The following is a 14980-nucleotide window of genomic DNA, read 5'->3' as shown; positions in this document are numbered from 1 at the left end:
GGTGCCTCCCGGGTCGGTGATCCCGACCGACCCTAGCGAAATGGGCGCCGAATCCCCCAGGTCTTGTGGTGCGGGCCGGTGTGAGCTAGCGCGAGCTATGGTGCACATCATCGGGCGGCGCGGCCGAGGAGGGCCGCCTTCGCGGACTTGATGACGATCGCGACGTCACCGATGAGGCTCCAGTTCTCGACGTAAGAGAGGTCGAGGCGTACCGCATCGTCCCACGCGAGGTTGTCGCGGCCGCTGATCTGCTGGAGTCCGGTGATGCCCGGCTTGACGAGGAAGCGGCGCAGGGAGGCGTCGGTGTAGGTCTCGACCTCGCTCGGCAGGGGCGGGCGGGGGCCGACGAGCGACATGGATCCGCCGATGACGTTGAACAGCTGCGGCAGGTCGTCGAGGGTATGGCGATGCATCCATCTGCCGAGCGCGGTCGTGGTCGAGGCGCCGTCGACGCCCTCGCGGGTGGTTCGGAAAGCGAGCATTCGGAACGGGCGGCCGTGGTAGCCGACACGGGTTTCGCGGACACACACCGTGCCGGGTGACGAGAGCTTCAGAACGAGGGCGAGGATGCCGAGCAGGGGGCTGATCACGATCACGGCGACGAGCGACCCGATGAGGTCGGCCATGCGCTTGCCGAAGCGTTGGCCAGGAGAGAACCGCGGTGTCTCGACGTGGACGAGCGGCAGGCCAGAAACCGGACGGGTGTGGATGCGGGGGCCGGCGACATCGGCGATGCCGGGCGCGAGAAGGAGGTGTTGGCGGCCGGTCTCGAGGCTCCAGGAGATCTGCTTGACCTTCTCGGGTGGGAGGGCATCGCTGCTCGTGACGAGCACGGTGTCGGCGCTGGTGTCGGTGAGGACCCGGGTGAGGTCGTCAAAGCTGCCAAGAACGGGGATGTCGGCATCCGTTGTCGCGATGATTGTTGCGGGGTCGTCGGGTGGGAGGCACGCTCCGACGACGAGGTAGCCGGTGTCGCGGCGTCGCTGCAGTTCGCTACCCACCTGGGCGACTGACGCGGGTGAGCCGATCAGGATGACGCCGGATGCGCACTTTCCGACGCGGCGTTTGGCAAGGAGCCACTGTCGCCACAGCCACCTCATGAGTACGAGCAGCAGGATGCCGGCGGGCAGGCTGATGAGCAGGTAGCCGCGGGCGATGTCGATGCGGAAGAGGAACGCGACAATCGCGATGACGCCGAACAGGACCAGGGATGAGTCGATGACGCGGACGTATTCGGTCATGCCGACCCCGACAACCCCGGGTGTTCTGGTGTCGGCGAGGCTCAGCGCGAGCAGCCACAGTGCGATGAGGATCGCGGAGGCCAGCCAGTACGACACGGCAGTGAAGCGCAGGTCTCGCAGGAGGGAGAGCTGGGCGTTGCCGGTGCCGAACCACACGATCTGGGTACCGTAAACGACCCACACCAGAACGACGGCGTCGCTGATCAACAGTCGTGTGCGGTAACTCTCATGCCACGGTCGTGGCTCGCCCGTGGAGCGCACCCCTCCAGCCTTGCACACGCCGGTTGTTCACTGGCGCGACACCGGGCGTTTGCTGCGGTTCCGGGAGTCAGCCCGAGTAGCCGCCGTAGCGCGCGATCGTGGTGAGGAACTGGAAGGTCGCGAGGGTGATCTGCGTCGAGATCACGACACCGACGATGATGCCGACCACCTGGGTTGCGATGAGGCCCCAGAGCGGCCCCCACCCGGCGCCGGTGCGGCGGATGGCGACGACGATGCGGCCGATCGGATAGACGATCGAGAGGAACATCCACGGCCACGGGAAGGGCCGGTCGATGCCGCGGTTACGGAGTTCACGCTGGTCGAGGTACGCGAACCAGACACTGAAGCCGTAAATTGCCCAGCCGAAGAGCGTTATCGCCCACCACCAGGGCGAGAAGAAGATGTCGAACGGCTGCATGAAGGTGTACAGGTCGGTGCGCGGACCGGACTCGGCGAACGACTGCATCATCCAGCCCTGCATGGCGAACATGGAGCGCCAGGGCACCAGGAGCGCCAGCAGGGATGAGGCCAGCGGCAGCAGCACGATGAGCCAGATCCAGACGGTGTTGGTGTCGACGCCCGGACTCTTACGTGGTTCAGCGACCGCGGCCACGGCCGGCGCTGACGGCGCTGACGGCGCTGGGTTTGGCGCGGAGGTGTGCGCTGTCCAGGTGGCGCCGTCCCAGAAACGGAGGATGCCGGGGGTCTGGGGGTCGGGGTACCAACCGGCTTGCGGCTGTTGCGGCGTCGACATGAGTGTGCTCCCGTTCGCGAGTTCCGTCCCCACTCTAGGTCGGTGACGGATGCGGCGTCAGGGGGCTATCCCCCGGGTTCGCGCCTCGGTCTGCTCTCAGTGCAGATCGATATCGCCCCATTCGCCGGGGGCAGGCAGTTCGGCGTAGCTGACCGCGACGCCATCTGCTCCGGCGGATGCCGCGCAGACCAGGAGCGAGAGCGTCGGGTAGCCGAGGGGGCGGTTGTCGCGGATGATCGCACGTTCATCGACCGGGCCGAGGGCGGTGCTGCGTTCGAGGACCTCGAGCCACGGCCGATACCAGTCGCTGCCTGATCCGGGCTCGGCGAGGCGGAAGTGCTCGAGCCAGTGCGAGATGCGGGCGGTGGCTGGGTCGTCGACGTCGTCGTGGGCGATCATGTGGATGCCGGGTTCGATCTGGGATTCGCGGCGGCGGGCGCCGTCCCACGAGATGACGCGGGCAGAGGTGGCGTCGACCTCGAGCAGGTTGAAGCCGCGCATCGCGGGGTGCTCGCCGGGGGAGGTGCCGGCGACCGAATCGAGGGGGAGGGTGCCGCGTGAGACGACAGCGGTGTCGGGGAGGTCGTCGCCGCCGGCACGGTTGAGCAGGACCGCGAGGCGGTGGGTGTCGGCATCCGCTGCAAGCCAAGCGCCGCCGGCGCGGATGTCTTGCACGCCCTGGATCGACGGATGCTGCGGCCACCAGTGTCCGAGGGGGTTCCAGGGGCGGGTGGGGTCTTCGTCGCGGATCGCGAGGAGGCGCACGGGCGTGCCCGGGTCGGTGGGGACGTCGATGATGACTGTGCACATGGCGGTTCCCTGCGTCAGTCGTGGAAGACTGGGCGCGTGTTCGTTGTCGTCGGTGTCACGGGCGGAATCGCCGCATACAAGACGGTACATCTGGTCAGGCGCCTGATCGGCGAGGGCCATGAGGTGCACGTCGTGCCGACCGAGGACGCGCTGCGGTTCGTCGGGCAGCCGACGTGGGAGGCGATCAGTCGCAATCCCGTGACGACGTCGGTGCATGAGGATGTCGCGACGGTGCGGCATGTGTCGCTCGGGCAGCGAGCGGATCTCGTGATCGTTGCGCCGGCCACCGCGAACACGCTCGCGAAGATGGCCGCGGGCCTTGCCGATGATCTGCTCGGGACGACCCTGCTGGCGACGACTGCGCCGGTGGTGGTGGCGCCCGCGATGCATACGGAGATGTGGCGGCATCCGGCGACGCAAGAGAACATGCGGGTGTTGCGCTCTCGCGGCGTGCATGTCGTCGGGCCGGCCGATGGTCCGTTGACCGGTGGCGATTCGGGGCCGGGGCGGATGAGTGAGCCGGATGAGATCGCGGATGCTGCGCTCGCCGTGGTCGCTGCGGTGGGCGGGCGTGCTCAGGATCTCGCCGGGCTGCGTGTTGTCGTGTCGGCGGGTGGGACGCGCGAGCCGCTGGATCCGGTGCGGTTTCTGGGGAACCGGTCGAGCGGACGGCAAGGTGTTGCGCTCGCGGTCGCTGCCGCTGATCGCGGTGCCGAGGTGACGCTCGTCGCGGCGCATATCGATGGCGATGTGCTCGGCGGGGTGAGCGATCGCGTGAGGGTCGTGAGGGTCATGTCGGTGGGGACGGCGCTGGAGATGCAGGATGCCGTGACGGAGGTGGCAGCCGGTGCTGATGTGGTCGTGATGGCGGCGGCGGTTGCCGACTATCGGCCCGCCGAGGTCGCGGAGTCGAAGCTCACGAAGGAGACGCAGGGCGATCGCCTGACGCTAGAGCTCGTCGAGAATCCCGACATCGTGGCGGGCCTTGCCGCCGGGCGGCGTTCGGGGCAGACGATCGTGGCGTTCGCTGCGGAGACCTCGTCGGGGGACGAGTTGTTGCAGCGGGCGCGGCGGAAGCGGGAACGCAAGGATGTCGACCTGCTCGTTGTCAACGAGGTCGGGTGGACTCGTGGATTCGAAAGCGCGGACAACGAGGTCGTCGTGATCGATCGCTCGGGTGATGTGGCGGCGCAGGCTTCGGGGTCGAAGCGTGAGGTTGCGGATGCCGTGTGGGACGCGGTGGTGGCTGCTCGGCGGTAGCTCACCCTCCGGGCGCTAGGTGTACTTCCTCGGGAGGATGTCGACGGCGGTGTGGTCGTCGAAGCGCAGAACCTCGAAGTGTCGCCGATCCAGGGTGGCGATCTGGCGGGTGCGGTAAGCGCTCGCGAGCACGATGTTGGAGGCATCCGTGAGGCCGATCGGCTGGTCGGCGTAGCGGTGCACGATGTCGGTCGCGGCCCGGATGCGCGCACTGGTCATCTCGGCCAGTTCCCAGGCGCCCGATGCGAGTTCTTCGAGTACCGCGACTTCGGCATCCGTCCCGTGTCGAGTGAGGACCAGGTAGTCGAGTTCGGCGATCACGTAGGGCGAGACAATGAGTGGGCCGTCTGCGCTGTCGATGACGCGAGCCACATCGGCGTGCCTCGGCTCGTTAGCGTCGAAGTAGGCCAGGAGCGCGCTGGTATCGACGATCACTCGCCGAACCCTGCCAGGAGTTCGTCGGCTCGTTCGGCGATCGGTTCGCTGCCCGAAAAGAGAGCGCCGCGCGGCTTGCGGCTCGTTCGGGCGAGACCGTCCCGAAGGGCTGAGCGGATGACGTCGGCCTCCGAGCTGCCCTGCCGTGATGCCTCGAGCTCGATGGCGCGCTTCAGGTCGTCCGGAAGGTACAGCGTGGTCTTGACCATGCCACATATGGTACTACCGGTGGCACTATTGCTCGCTGGTGAGATAGCGCGCGAGGGCGGACTGTGTGTCTGTGCCGTCGGCGTCGGCGAGGGCATGGACGCCGGCAGCGACGGCGACGGCCGTGGCTTCGAGGACGAGCTTGCCGCGGTAGCGGCCGATGAGCTGTGACAGTGCGTCGAAGGCTCGGCCGTGGGCCGCGCGGCGAAGGATGTCTTCGGCTGCCGCGTCGGCGTGGGTGCTGAGGTGCGGCATCCGTGTGCGCAGGTAGTGCCTGCCGGCGTGCTTCGACCAGGTGTCGAGGGCGCCGAGGCCGGCGCCGATGACGTGGGAGACGGCGGGCATGGTGCTGCCGGGCTCGGGGTCGGGTGGTACCGACTCGATGAGAGCTCGGGCCAGGTCGAGGTTGTCGGTGTTCAGTGCATCTGCGGTCAGGCGTAGGACGGTAATCGCGCGGGAGCGGTCGTCGCCGACGGGCGTGAAGCGTTCGAGGTTGCGGCGTTCGGTGGCGCGGGCGAGCGCGGCGTTGAGTGTGTCGAGATCGGGGGCGATGCCGTTTTCGAGGTCGATGCCGTCCTCGGCGAGCAGCGGGGCGAGCTCTGCCATGAGTTCAGCGGCCATTCCGGGCTTATGGATGACGCCGAGTTCTGCCATCCGGGCGCGCAGGGCGGGGTCGGCGAAGGGGTTGCCCTCGGCATCCGTGTCGACGTCGTCGAGGTCGGTGCTGTTGTCGACGTCGCCGAACAGCTCGGCGCCTTCGGCGAGGGCGGTGAGCAGTCCGGTGGCGAAGACTCCGCGCAGGGTATCTGGGACGATGAAGCGCGTCGCGGGGTGGTTGCGGATCGGTTCGGCGAGGCCGAGTTCGGCGAGCATCTGCCACTCGCGTTCGACGCGGGGGACGAACAGCTCGTCGATCTCGGTGCGGGGTGCGGGCGCTTCGACGGCGTCGGGCATGAGAGCCGCGAGCGCGTGTGTGACGCGAACGCGGAAGAGTGATGCGTCCCAGGCTGAGGGATTCGGAGGGAGGTCGCCGAGCACGGTGTCGGCGACGACGAGGGCGGCCAGCTCGGATGCGACATCCAGCGGTGGCGTCGGTTCGGTCCGCCATTCCTGCGATGCGCGACCGGGCCGGACTCGGGATGCCGTGAGTTCGAGCACGTCAGTGTCGAGGAGTGCCCGCCACCAGGCGGCGAGCGGTTCGAGGTGCCACATTGATTGGACGTACGTGACGCCGTCGGCGATGACGGTTTGGCCGCGTAGGTCGCCGCTTGTTGGGAGGGTGCGGACTCCTGCGGCACGGATTCCGAGGGCGGCTGCGGCGGGTTCGATGTCGGACAGGCGCAGGGCGCCCGTGTCGGTGATCGGGCGGGACGTGCCGACCCAGTCGAGGAGTGTCGTCACTGCGGCGATGACCTTCGTGCGGGCGAGGGCGTCGGTGGTGGTTGCGGGGTCGCGAGTCTCGGCATCCGTGATGATGGCCTCGAGCATGGCGGTGATTCCGGAGTCTCCGCTGAGCACGTCTTCGAGTTCGTCGTGGGCCTGGGCCCAGCGCGGGTCGCGGGAGGTCTCGAGACGGAAGTGCACGTAGTCGTGGAAGAGGTCGACCATGCCGGTGGCGCTCGGGCCGAGGTCGAGGAGCATGTCGGCGATGTCGGCGACGTCGCTGGGCTCGAGAATGTCGAGTCCGGATCTTTTGACGAGTGCGAAAAGGTGCCCACGTGCTCGGACTGCGGTCTGTGGGTCGCAGAGCGAGGCGTCGGATGCTGCGAGCCACCGTTCGAAGTCGCGGGCGATGCTGCGGTCGACGAAGGACAGGCCGCGATTCGCGGGGTTGCCGGATGGTGCCTTCTTGCGTTTGGACATGAGTCTCCAGGGTTACCGGCCGTGTGGCTGTGTGCGGGCGGTTGCGGGTGGTTGCGGTGCTATTCGCCGGAGGGTTCGCCCCAGACTCGGCGGCTGAGTGCGGCGATGTCTTTGTCGAGGTGGTCGATGCGGGTGCCCATCGCGTCGAACCGGGCGTTCATTTCTGTGCGGAGTCCGCTGATCGATGCGTCCATTTCGCCGCGGAGTCCGTCGAAGCGGCCGTTCATCTCGCCGCGCAGCCCGTTCATCTCGCCGCGTAGTCCGTTGATGGAAGCGGTCATGGTGCGGGTGAGGAGGGTTGTCATGACGGTCATGCCGCCGAGCATGAGCGTGGCAAAGAGGCCGATGAGGACCCAGCTCTGGGGTTCGGTCACGACGGTCACCTTTCCAGTGTGCGGCAGGTCACATCAGGATGCCAAGGTTCCCGCGCCGACGGGAGCTCGCGGGGTCTCCTAGGGCGGTTCGGCTGTTAGGAAGGCGCTGGGGAGGAGCGGTGCGACGGGTGACTGCCAGCACGGCGCGCGAGGGCGGGGCGCATCGCCTGGGCAGCCCCGGTTCCCGGGGCGGAGTGTCGGCGCGTGAGGTACGTCAGAACGGTGCGTCGGAGGCGTCGGCGGGTGCGGCATCCGGGGGTAGTGGATCTTCCGAAACATAGGGATCGGGTGCGAAATGAACCCCGGGTGTGGGCGGGTAGTCGGTGTAGGTGGTCCCGACCGGTGAGGTCCATTCGAGGATGCCGCCCTCGAGCTGTCTGACTTTCCAACCGGCGAATTGCTTCATCGAATGATGTCGCTGACAGAGGTGGGCGAGGTTGCAGACATCCGTCTTGCCTCCGAGCGCGTGGTCGATGGTGTGGTCGACTTCGCAGCGGATGGCGGGGAGGCGGCATCCGGGGAATCGGCAGTGCCGGTCGCGTGCTCGCAGATGTCGGTCGATGGCAGAGGTGCGCTGGTAGCCGTTCGTGTGGAGGACGACGCCGGTGACGGGGTGGGTGACGAGGCGTTCCCACCAGGTATCGCAGGCTTCGGCGATGGCGCGGGCGGTTTCGGCGTCAATGGGGGAGTAGCCGACGAGGTCAGATGGTTCTGCGTGGCGGTTCTCGTCGCCTTCGGGCTTGACGAGGCTGAGGGCTGGAACGACGACCTGGATCTTCGCGCGAATCGCGCCGAGCGTGCCGGGTCCGTCGCCGGTGATGGTGGGGTCGGCGAAGGGGGATCCGGTGAGGAGGATGTCGGCCGCGATATCGGCGCGGATCTGAGCGCGGGTGCGAGTATCGGTGGCGAGGATGTCGGCCGGGATTCTGGCGCCGTCTTCTCCTGGAGCGCCAGCTGGAGCGCCGGCTGCAGCCTTGGCCGCGTTGCGTACGTCGAAGATGACGTTAGTCATCTGGTTCATGCGGTCGTCGATGCCCGCGATCACGGGCGTCGGCGCGACCATGTACAGCGACGACATCCCGTCGGGCAGGGGGCTGACAGTGATGCGGCGGTCTTCGCGCGCGGAGGCGTGGCGCTCGACGAAGCTGCGGGGATGCATCCGTTGGGCGAGGATTTCGAGTTCGGCCTTCACTCGACCGACGGTGTCGCGACGGCACCGCTCGAGCGCCTCGGCTTCGAAAGCGGCGACGGCTTCGTCGGGGAGGTCGGCGGCGGCATCCTGAATCGCATAGACGTGCTGGCGGGTTATCTCACCCAGGCCGCGGGCTTCGAGGGTGCCGGGGTAGCGTTCGGCGAGCCGTGTCGCTTCGCCGATCTGGCGTTGCATCGACCGGTCTGATACGCGCGCCGGAACCCCGATCGTGGCGGCGATGCTGCGCAGCGCCATGTCGTGTTCGCGCACCCGGGACGGCTTGCCCGCGGCAAGCTCACGAGCCAACTCGCCCGCGCGAGCCAGAGCGCGCACGCGGGCCGCTTCGGCGGCGGCAAGCGCGGCATCCGCCTGCTGAACGGCAGCGAGGATCGAGGTCAGCTCGGCGGCTTGCGCCTCGCTGAACTCGATGACTCCGTTCGAATGCATGTACTAATCATGACACCGACCTCCGACATTGACTCTGGAACGGCAGCAAATGTGGATAACTCGCAATGCTTTGGATCTATGAGCATCCGCTGGCGCCTCCTGTGAAGACCATAGAACATAGATACGAATATCGTCGACTAGTGAGCACATCCTCGATGACTCGGTGGGTCGTCAGGCCGACGCGGCTCAAGCTGCTGACCGCTACGCGCCCAGTGGTCGATCTGCTGGGCGGTGCTGCGGCCGTGCTTGGCAGTCCCTGTGGCGGATGCCTATTCTCCTGAGGGCTCGCCCCACACGCGTCGGCTCAGCGCGGCAACGTCGCGGTCGAGGTGGTCGATGCGGGTTCCCATCGCGTCGAATCGGGCGTTCATCTCGCCGCGAAGGCTCTCGATCTTCGTGTCGAGCCCGTCGATGCGCCCTTCCAACCCATCGATGCGGCCCGCGAGTCGGCCTTCGATCCCCGAGATGCTCGCGGTCACTGTGCGCATGATGAGGTTCGTAGACAGCGTCAGCCCGCCGAGCATGATGGTCGCGAAGATGCCGATGAGAACCCAGCTCTGCGGTTCGGTCACGATGGTCACCCTCCTAGTGTGCGGTATCGCGATTCAGGATGCCATCGTTTCGCCCTTGTGCGGTCGAAGGGCAACCGCACGTGGCAATCGCCTCAGCGCGGGCAGCTGGGGAGGAGCGCGACTCTGCGCTGACGTAAGCGGCATGACGCCTATGTCAGCGTGTTGCCGCCGGGCACACCTATTACGCCCGGGCCCGTCTTCTGCTTTCATGTACCCATGTCGGAGAGTCTCGGGGGACTACCGTCTGTCTTGACGGCCTATTTCAGCGCCATCAACGCGGGCGACATATCTGGCGCTGTCGAGTTCGTGAGCCCGGATGCGACGGTCAGCATCCGTGACGCCGGCTATGGCGGCTTCGAAGGCTCGGGTCGCGGGGCGTTCGAAGCATGGTTGGCCGAGGCGATGACGACAGGCCGCGTGACGGTTGTTCCGTTGGCTTCCGAGCGCAGCAACGACAACGTGCGCGTCGAACTGGCGGTGAGTGTGTTCCGGCCAGCGTATGGCGCAGTAACGATGCTTCAGCAGATCGACTACACGATCGACCACGACTGGATCACCGCGGCGAGTGGGCCCGGGATTCGGCACGTGCGCTGGCCCGCAGCGACGACTCAGACTCTGGACGACGACTCGCCTCGCGACGAGTGACAGCCAGCACCTTCGAGTCACTCCCCGGAGGGTTCGCCCCAGACGCGGCGGCTGAGGGCGGAGATGTCGCGGTCGAGGTGGTCGATGCGGGTGGCCATCGCGTCGAACCGGGCGTTCATCTCGCCGCGAATCCCATCGAAGCGACCGTTCATCTCGCCGCGCAGTCCGGTCATCTCTCCGCGGAGCCCATTGACGGATGCCGTAACGGTGCGCATCAGCAGTGTGGTCATGATTGTCATGCCGCCGAGCATGATCGTGGTGAACACTCCGATGAGCGCCCAGCTCTGCGGTTCGGTCATGACGGTCACCCTCTCAGTGTGCGGCACTTTCGCCCAGGATGCCAGGACGAACCGTCTAGGCGGTGGCGTGGGTCACAGTCGTGCACAGTCGGGCCCCGCGGTGTGCTGTGGAGGAATCTGATCTAAGGGCGTCCCATGCCGTAGTAGGTCCAGCCGGCGGCGCGCCAGGCGTCGGCATCCAGGCAGTTGCGTCCGTCGACGATCACGCGTCCCTCGGTGAGGGTCGACACGTGCTCGGGTGGCATCTGCCGGCGGTACTCGTCCCACTCGGTCACGACAACGACCGCGTCTGACGACCGCAGGGCCTCGTCGCGATCGGCGACGTAGTTGAGCTGCGGATGCTTCGCTTGAGCGTTCGCGATCGCCTCAGGGTCGGTGACCGTGACCCACGCGCCAAGCCCGTGCAGGCGCACGGCGACGTCGAGGGCGGGGGAGTCGCGGATGTCGTCACTGTGCGGCTTGAACGCGGCGCCGAGCACGGTGACGTTTCTCTTGAAGACCGATCCGCCGAGCCCGTCGACCACAAGCTGCACGGCGCGGTCGCGGCGGCGCATGTTGATCTCGTCGATCTGACGCAGGAACGCGATCGATTCCCCGCGGCCGAGCTCTTCGGCGCGGGCCGAGAACGCACGGATGTCTTTGGGGAGGCATCCGCCACCGAAACCGATTCCGGCGCCGAGGAACTTGCGACCGATGCGAGCATCGTGCCCGATCGCGTCGGCGAGCTGGGTGACATCGGCTCCGACGACCTCGGCGATCTCGGCCATAGCGTTGATGAACGAGATTTTGGTCGCCAGGAACGCGTTCGCTGACACCTTGACGAGCTCAGCGGTGGCAAGGTCGGTGACGATGAAAGGCGTTCCCTTCGCCACCGGCGGCGCGTAGACCTCTTTCAGGATGTCGACCGCGGCGGCTCCGGCATCCGTCGAGGGAACGCCGACGACCAACCGGTCGGGGTCGATGGTGTCTTGGACGGCCCACCCCTCGCGCAGGAACTCGGGGTTCCACACGAGCGTCGCACCCGTGGCCTCGACGCGCGGGGTAAGGTCAGCCGCCGTCCCGACCGGAACCGTGGACTTGCCCGCCACGATGTCGCCCTCAGAGAGGTAGGGGAGCAGCCCATCGACGGCGGCGTTCACGTAGGTGAGGTCGGCGCCGTATCCGTCCTTCTGCTGCGGCGTGCCGACGCCCACGAAGTGCACCTTCGCGCCCTTCGCTTCCGCCATATCGGTCGTGAACCGCAGGCGACCGGATGCGACTCCTTCTGCGAGGATCTCGGGCAGCCCCGGCTCGAAGAACGGCGCTTCACCCTTCGAGAGCGCGTCGATCTTGCGCTGGTCGACGTCGATGCCGACGACCTCGTGGCCGATCGAGGCCATGGCTGCCGCGTGGACGGCTCCGAGGTATCCGCATCCGATGACAGAAAGGCGCATGAGTTCTCCGATAGAGGGTGGGGGCAGGAGGTCGATCGAGGCTTAGTGAGCAGTCTCGCCGGGTGCGAGTGCTGCCTTGGCGGTCTTGAGCAGGATCGTCAGGTCGCCGACGAGCGTCCAGTTCTCGACGTATGAGAGGTCGAGGCGGACGGTCTCGTCCCACGAGAGCGATGACCGGCCGCTGACCTGCCAGAGGCCGGTGATCCCCGGCTTCATCAGGAAGCGGCGGTGTACGTGCTCGGCATACTGCTCGACTTCGCGCGGAAGCGGCGGACGAGGCCCAACGAGCGACATCGACCCGCCAATCACATTGAATAGCTGGGGCAGTTCGTCGAGGCTGTACTTGCGCATGAAGCGCCCGACGCGGGTCACGCGCGGGTCATTCTTCATCTTGAACAGCACCTCGTTGCCCGAGTCGCGCTGCTCTTGCAGTAGCTTCTCGAGGAGTTGCTCGGCGTTCGGCACCATCGAGCGGAACTTGATCATGCGGAACGTCTTGCCGTTGCGCCCGACTCGTTCTTGCTTGAAAAGAACAGGCCCGGTGGAGGTGAGCATGATCGCAATCGTCAGAATGATGAGGATCGGGCTGATCACGATAACGCCCGCTATCGACGCGACGAGATCGAACGTTCGCTTCGTAACGCGCTGGCCCATAGAGAACCGCGGCGTCTCTACGTGGATCAGGGGCAGGCCCGAAACCGGACGAATGTGGATGCGCGGACCGGCAATGTCGGCGATGCTCGGCGCGAGCACGAGATGCTGTCTGCCGGACTCGAGACCCCACGAGATCTGCTTGACCTTCGCGGGTGGAAGCTCGTCGGCGCTAGTCACGGCAACCGTATCGGCGCCCGTGACGAGCAGGGCGCGCTCAATCGACTCGACGTTGCCCATGACGGGAATGTCGGTACCGGGGATGACATCGGCGACCTTCCCGCTCGGGACACAAGCGCCAGCTACGCGGTAGCCCGCTCGAGGGTTGCGCTGGAGCTCATGAGCGATTTGCGCCACCGAGCTCTCGGAACCCACCAACAGCACTCGATGCATGTAGGAACCGTTGCGTCGCTTCGCGATCAGCCATTGCCGCCAGAGCCACCGCACGACGATGAGCGTGATGACGCCAAGAGGCAAGCTGATCAGCAGGAAGCCGCGCGCGATGTCGACCTTGAATAAGAACGCGAGGATCGCGATGACACCAAACAGGCGAATGCTCGAGTCGACGATGCGGATGTACTCCGCCGAACCCGCGCCGATGACGCGATGACTGCGCGAATCGGCAAGCGAAAGGGCCCAGAGCCAGACGGCGATAAGGATCGCGGATAAGGCCCAGTAGGAGATGGCGCTAAATCGGTGGTCCTCGATCAGGGAGATCTGCGCGTTGCCGGTGCCGAACCAGAAGATCTGCGTGCCGAACACAACCCACACGAGCACGACCGCATCGCTGATCCACAAACGTCGTGTGAATCGAGACTGCCACTGGGCGTCGGACCGCAACGCAGGAATGACGACCGACCCGGTCGAAGTGACGACCGGGTTCGCTCCAGAATCTGTATCAGTGGTCCCGCGCTGCTGCGTTGCAGTGGTGTTCTGCTGCACGTCAGAGATCACAGGGTCCCCTTCTCCCGTTGGATCCCGCCCGGGGCCGAAGATACCACTCCTGTGTTTCGTTCAGTTGTCGCCGCCGGTCCTGCGGCTGTCGACAGTACGGATGGGGGTGCCAGTCAGCGGTGGTTTCAAGTCATCGTCGCGGTACCCACTCGATTTAAAGAGCTGTGGTGTCGTCGTCGCGTCGCTGCACGAAGGGGACAGTTGAGGCCCCGTGGGCCAACGGCAGACGGTTCTTGGGCTTTGTGAGCGGAATATTGTGCGCCCGATTCGCGAAATCGGCGTCGCTGCGCTCTCGGCTACGACTGGTCTCACGCGCGTTGGATCTTGACCCGAACGCAGCATCCCACGCCGGAGTCCTCAACCTGGGACGCGCTCGTGCATCGCGGACGGCGCGGCCACGCCATCGGCGCGATCGACGGGAATGGCGCAGCTGCGACGTCAGCCCTCGACGTCTTGGCGATAGCTACCTTTCCCTTCAAAGCTCGGTATCGCGCCTGAGTCGCGATTACTCTCATGAACGGAAGCTCGATCAGGCTCCACCGTGTCCGTCCACCGCACGATCTTCACGCTCCGGCGGACGCAAGGACGGGGGTGCCCCTCGAACCCCGGTGAGGACCGCCGTGCGCGGTAACGCGATCAAGACGAGGCCGATTGCCCACGACAGGACCGCGACTACGACGAACCCGGGCATCGATCCAGAAGCCAGCCATCCGAAAGCGTCTGCGATCGGAACGTGCACGAACATCACGACCAGCGAGGCCATCGAAAGCCAGACAGCGATAGATGCGGTCCGCCCGCGCATCCAGCCAAATAGTGTGTTCGCGAGCAGCGTCAAGCCCCCCCCGACGAGGATAGAGGTTAGGACGCCGACGATCGGCACACCAAAGTGAAGCGACTTCACGTCGACGTAGCTCGTCGGGAATGAAATCACCAGCACGACCCCAAGCGTCATCATTGACGCGCCAATGATCCATGCATGCCGGCGCCTGTCGGTGGCGAGTCGAATGCTCCGTCCAGCGACGATGAAAACCACGACCGCGAGACCCTGCCCGATGCTGAGCGGGAGATACTGCATGGGACGTCCCGGCGAGTAGGCGGCGATTGCGAGCAGCCCGATTGCCAGCAGCCATTGCCATCCGAGGTGGAGGCGCGCGACCCAGTAATATGCCGCCACGGCGACGAACAACGCAGGGGCGAACCAGAATGCCCAGAACGGGGTCGTGAGGTAGGCCCCGCCCCAGACCTGCCGCAATGCCTGGCCGAACGTGAGTTCATCTTGCAGCGCCCGTGTCGACCAAGCGATGACGGCGATGATTGCGAACCATGAGACGTACGGGAGCAGCAGTGTGCGCGCGCGCACCGCGATCTCACTCCTGAAGCTTCTCGTCCCACTCCACAGATAGCCCGTGAGGATGAAGAACAGCGGGAGTTGCCATGTATAAATCCACTGCCGTGACTCCTGGGTAATCCAGATGTGTCCAGCAATGACCGCGAGCATGCCGATCACGCGGACGGCGTCGATCGCGGCTGAACGCTCCTTCATGGCCACGATCGTAGCGTTGCGATGTGTCATCAATTGCCA

General features: G+C 66.2%; 15 protein-coding genes. 2 read left to right on the top strand and 13 right to left on the bottom strand.

Annotation, left to right across the window (positions count from 1 at the left end):
- Positions 1–107: 107 nt before the first annotated feature.
- The 3 genes from ACQVDU_RS05730 to ACQVDU_RS05720 form a co-directional block, all read right to left on the bottom strand.
- Positions 108–1502: a sugar transferase gene (locus ACQVDU_RS05730; RefSeq protein WP_443476500.1), complete on the bottom strand. Its 1395-nt coding sequence runs from the start codon at positions 1500–1502 to the stop codon at positions 108–110.
- Between the two features lie 67 nt (positions 1503–1569).
- A complete protein-coding gene (locus tag ACQVDU_RS05725; protein WP_443476499.1) occupies positions 1570–2256 on the bottom strand; it encodes a DUF2510 domain-containing protein in 687 nt (228 codons plus the stop codon).
- A 96-nt stretch (positions 2257–2352) separates the two neighbouring features.
- Positions 2353–3066 carry an NRDE family protein gene (locus ACQVDU_RS05720; RefSeq protein ID WP_443476498.1) on the bottom strand — a complete coding sequence of 238 codons (714 nt, stop codon included), beginning with the start codon at positions 3064–3066 and terminating at the stop codon, positions 2353–2355.
- A gap of 36 nt (positions 3067–3102) precedes the next feature.
- On the opposite strand from ACQVDU_RS05720, the gene coaBC reads away from it, so the two are divergent.
- The gene (gene coaBC / locus ACQVDU_RS05715; protein ID WP_443476497.1) at positions 3103–4326 is read left to right on the top strand and encodes a bifunctional phosphopantothenoylcysteine decarboxylase/phosphopantothenate--cysteine ligase CoaBC; all 1224 of its coding nucleotides are present in this window, start codon (positions 3103–3105) and stop codon (positions 4324–4326) included.
- Positions 4327–4341: 15 nt separating this feature from the next.
- Here the strand turns inward: coaBC and ACQVDU_RS05710 are convergent, their stop codons facing one another.
- The 6 genes from ACQVDU_RS05710 to ACQVDU_RS05685 all read right to left on the bottom strand — a co-directional run bounded on the left by ACQVDU_RS05710 (position 4342) and on the right by ACQVDU_RS05685 (position 9425).
- A complete protein-coding gene (locus ACQVDU_RS05710) occupies positions 4342–4761 on the bottom strand; it encodes a PIN domain-containing protein (protein ID WP_443476496.1) in 420 nt (139 codons plus the stop codon).
- Complete coding sequence (locus tag ACQVDU_RS05705) at positions 4758–4970, bottom strand: ribbon-helix-helix domain-containing protein (RefSeq protein ID WP_300591088.1); 213 nt, start codon at positions 4968–4970, stop codon at positions 4758–4760. Before ACQVDU_RS05705 ends, ACQVDU_RS05710 begins: the two co-directional genes overlap by 4 nt.
- Positions 4971–4995: 25 nt before the next feature.
- Positions 4996–6831, bottom strand: coding sequence for a hypothetical protein (locus ACQVDU_RS05700; protein ID WP_443476495.1), 1836 nt, complete (start codon positions 6829–6831; stop codon positions 4996–4998).
- 59 nt (positions 6832–6890) lie between these two features.
- Positions 6891–7214, bottom strand: coding sequence for a hypothetical protein (locus ACQVDU_RS05695; protein WP_443476494.1), 324 nt, complete (start codon positions 7212–7214; stop codon positions 6891–6893).
- Between the two features lie 205 nt (positions 7215–7419).
- Positions 7420–8844 (bottom strand): DUF222 domain-containing protein, encoded by a 1425-nt coding sequence (locus ACQVDU_RS05690; RefSeq protein ID WP_443476493.1) that lies wholly within the window; start codon positions 8842–8844, stop codon positions 7420–7422.
- A gap of 269 nt (positions 8845–9113) precedes the next feature.
- On the bottom strand, positions 9114–9425 hold the full coding sequence (locus ACQVDU_RS05685; protein ID WP_443476492.1) for a hypothetical protein: 312 nt from the start codon (positions 9423–9425) through the stop codon (positions 9114–9116).
- Between the two features lie 207 nt (positions 9426–9632).
- Here ACQVDU_RS05685 and ACQVDU_RS05680 point away from each other — a divergent pair, with 207 nt between their 5' ends.
- Positions 9633–10061: a nuclear transport factor 2 family protein gene (locus ACQVDU_RS05680; RefSeq protein WP_443476491.1), complete on the top strand. Its 429-nt coding sequence runs from the start codon at positions 9633–9635 to the stop codon at positions 10059–10061.
- A 17-nt stretch (positions 10062–10078) separates the two neighbouring features.
- Here ACQVDU_RS05680 and ACQVDU_RS05675 read toward each other — a convergent pair whose 3' ends face one another.
- The 4 genes from ACQVDU_RS05675 to ACQVDU_RS05660 all read right to left on the bottom strand — a co-directional run bounded on the left by ACQVDU_RS05675 (position 10079) and on the right by ACQVDU_RS05660 (position 14941).
- Positions 10079–10360 (bottom strand): hypothetical protein, encoded by a 282-nt coding sequence (locus tag ACQVDU_RS05675; protein ID WP_443476490.1) that lies wholly within the window; start codon positions 10358–10360, stop codon positions 10079–10081.
- Positions 10361–10482: 122 nt separating this feature from the next.
- Positions 10483–11793 carry a UDP-glucose dehydrogenase family protein gene (locus tag ACQVDU_RS05670; RefSeq protein ID WP_443476489.1) on the bottom strand — a complete coding sequence of 437 codons (1311 nt, stop codon included), beginning with the start codon at positions 11791–11793 and terminating at the stop codon, positions 10483–10485.
- A 42-nt stretch (positions 11794–11835) separates the two neighbouring features.
- Entirely contained in the window at positions 11836–13398 is a 1563-nt protein-coding gene (locus ACQVDU_RS05665) for a sugar transferase (protein ID WP_443476488.1), read from the bottom strand.
- Positions 13399–13927: 529 nt separating this feature from the next.
- Positions 13928–14941 (bottom strand): acyltransferase family protein, encoded by a 1014-nt coding sequence (locus ACQVDU_RS05660; protein WP_443476487.1) that lies wholly within the window; start codon positions 14939–14941, stop codon positions 13928–13930.
- Positions 14942–14980: the final 39 nt, after the last annotated feature.

Origin of the sequence: Microbacterium sp. F2 (assembly GCF_052274505.1) — a bacterium.
Lineage (GTDB): Bacteria > Actinomycetota > Actinomycetes > Actinomycetales > Microbacteriaceae > Microbacterium.
The sequence above is the reverse complement of the archived record's forward strand: the minus strand, read 5'-3'. Positions and strand labels throughout refer to the sequence as shown.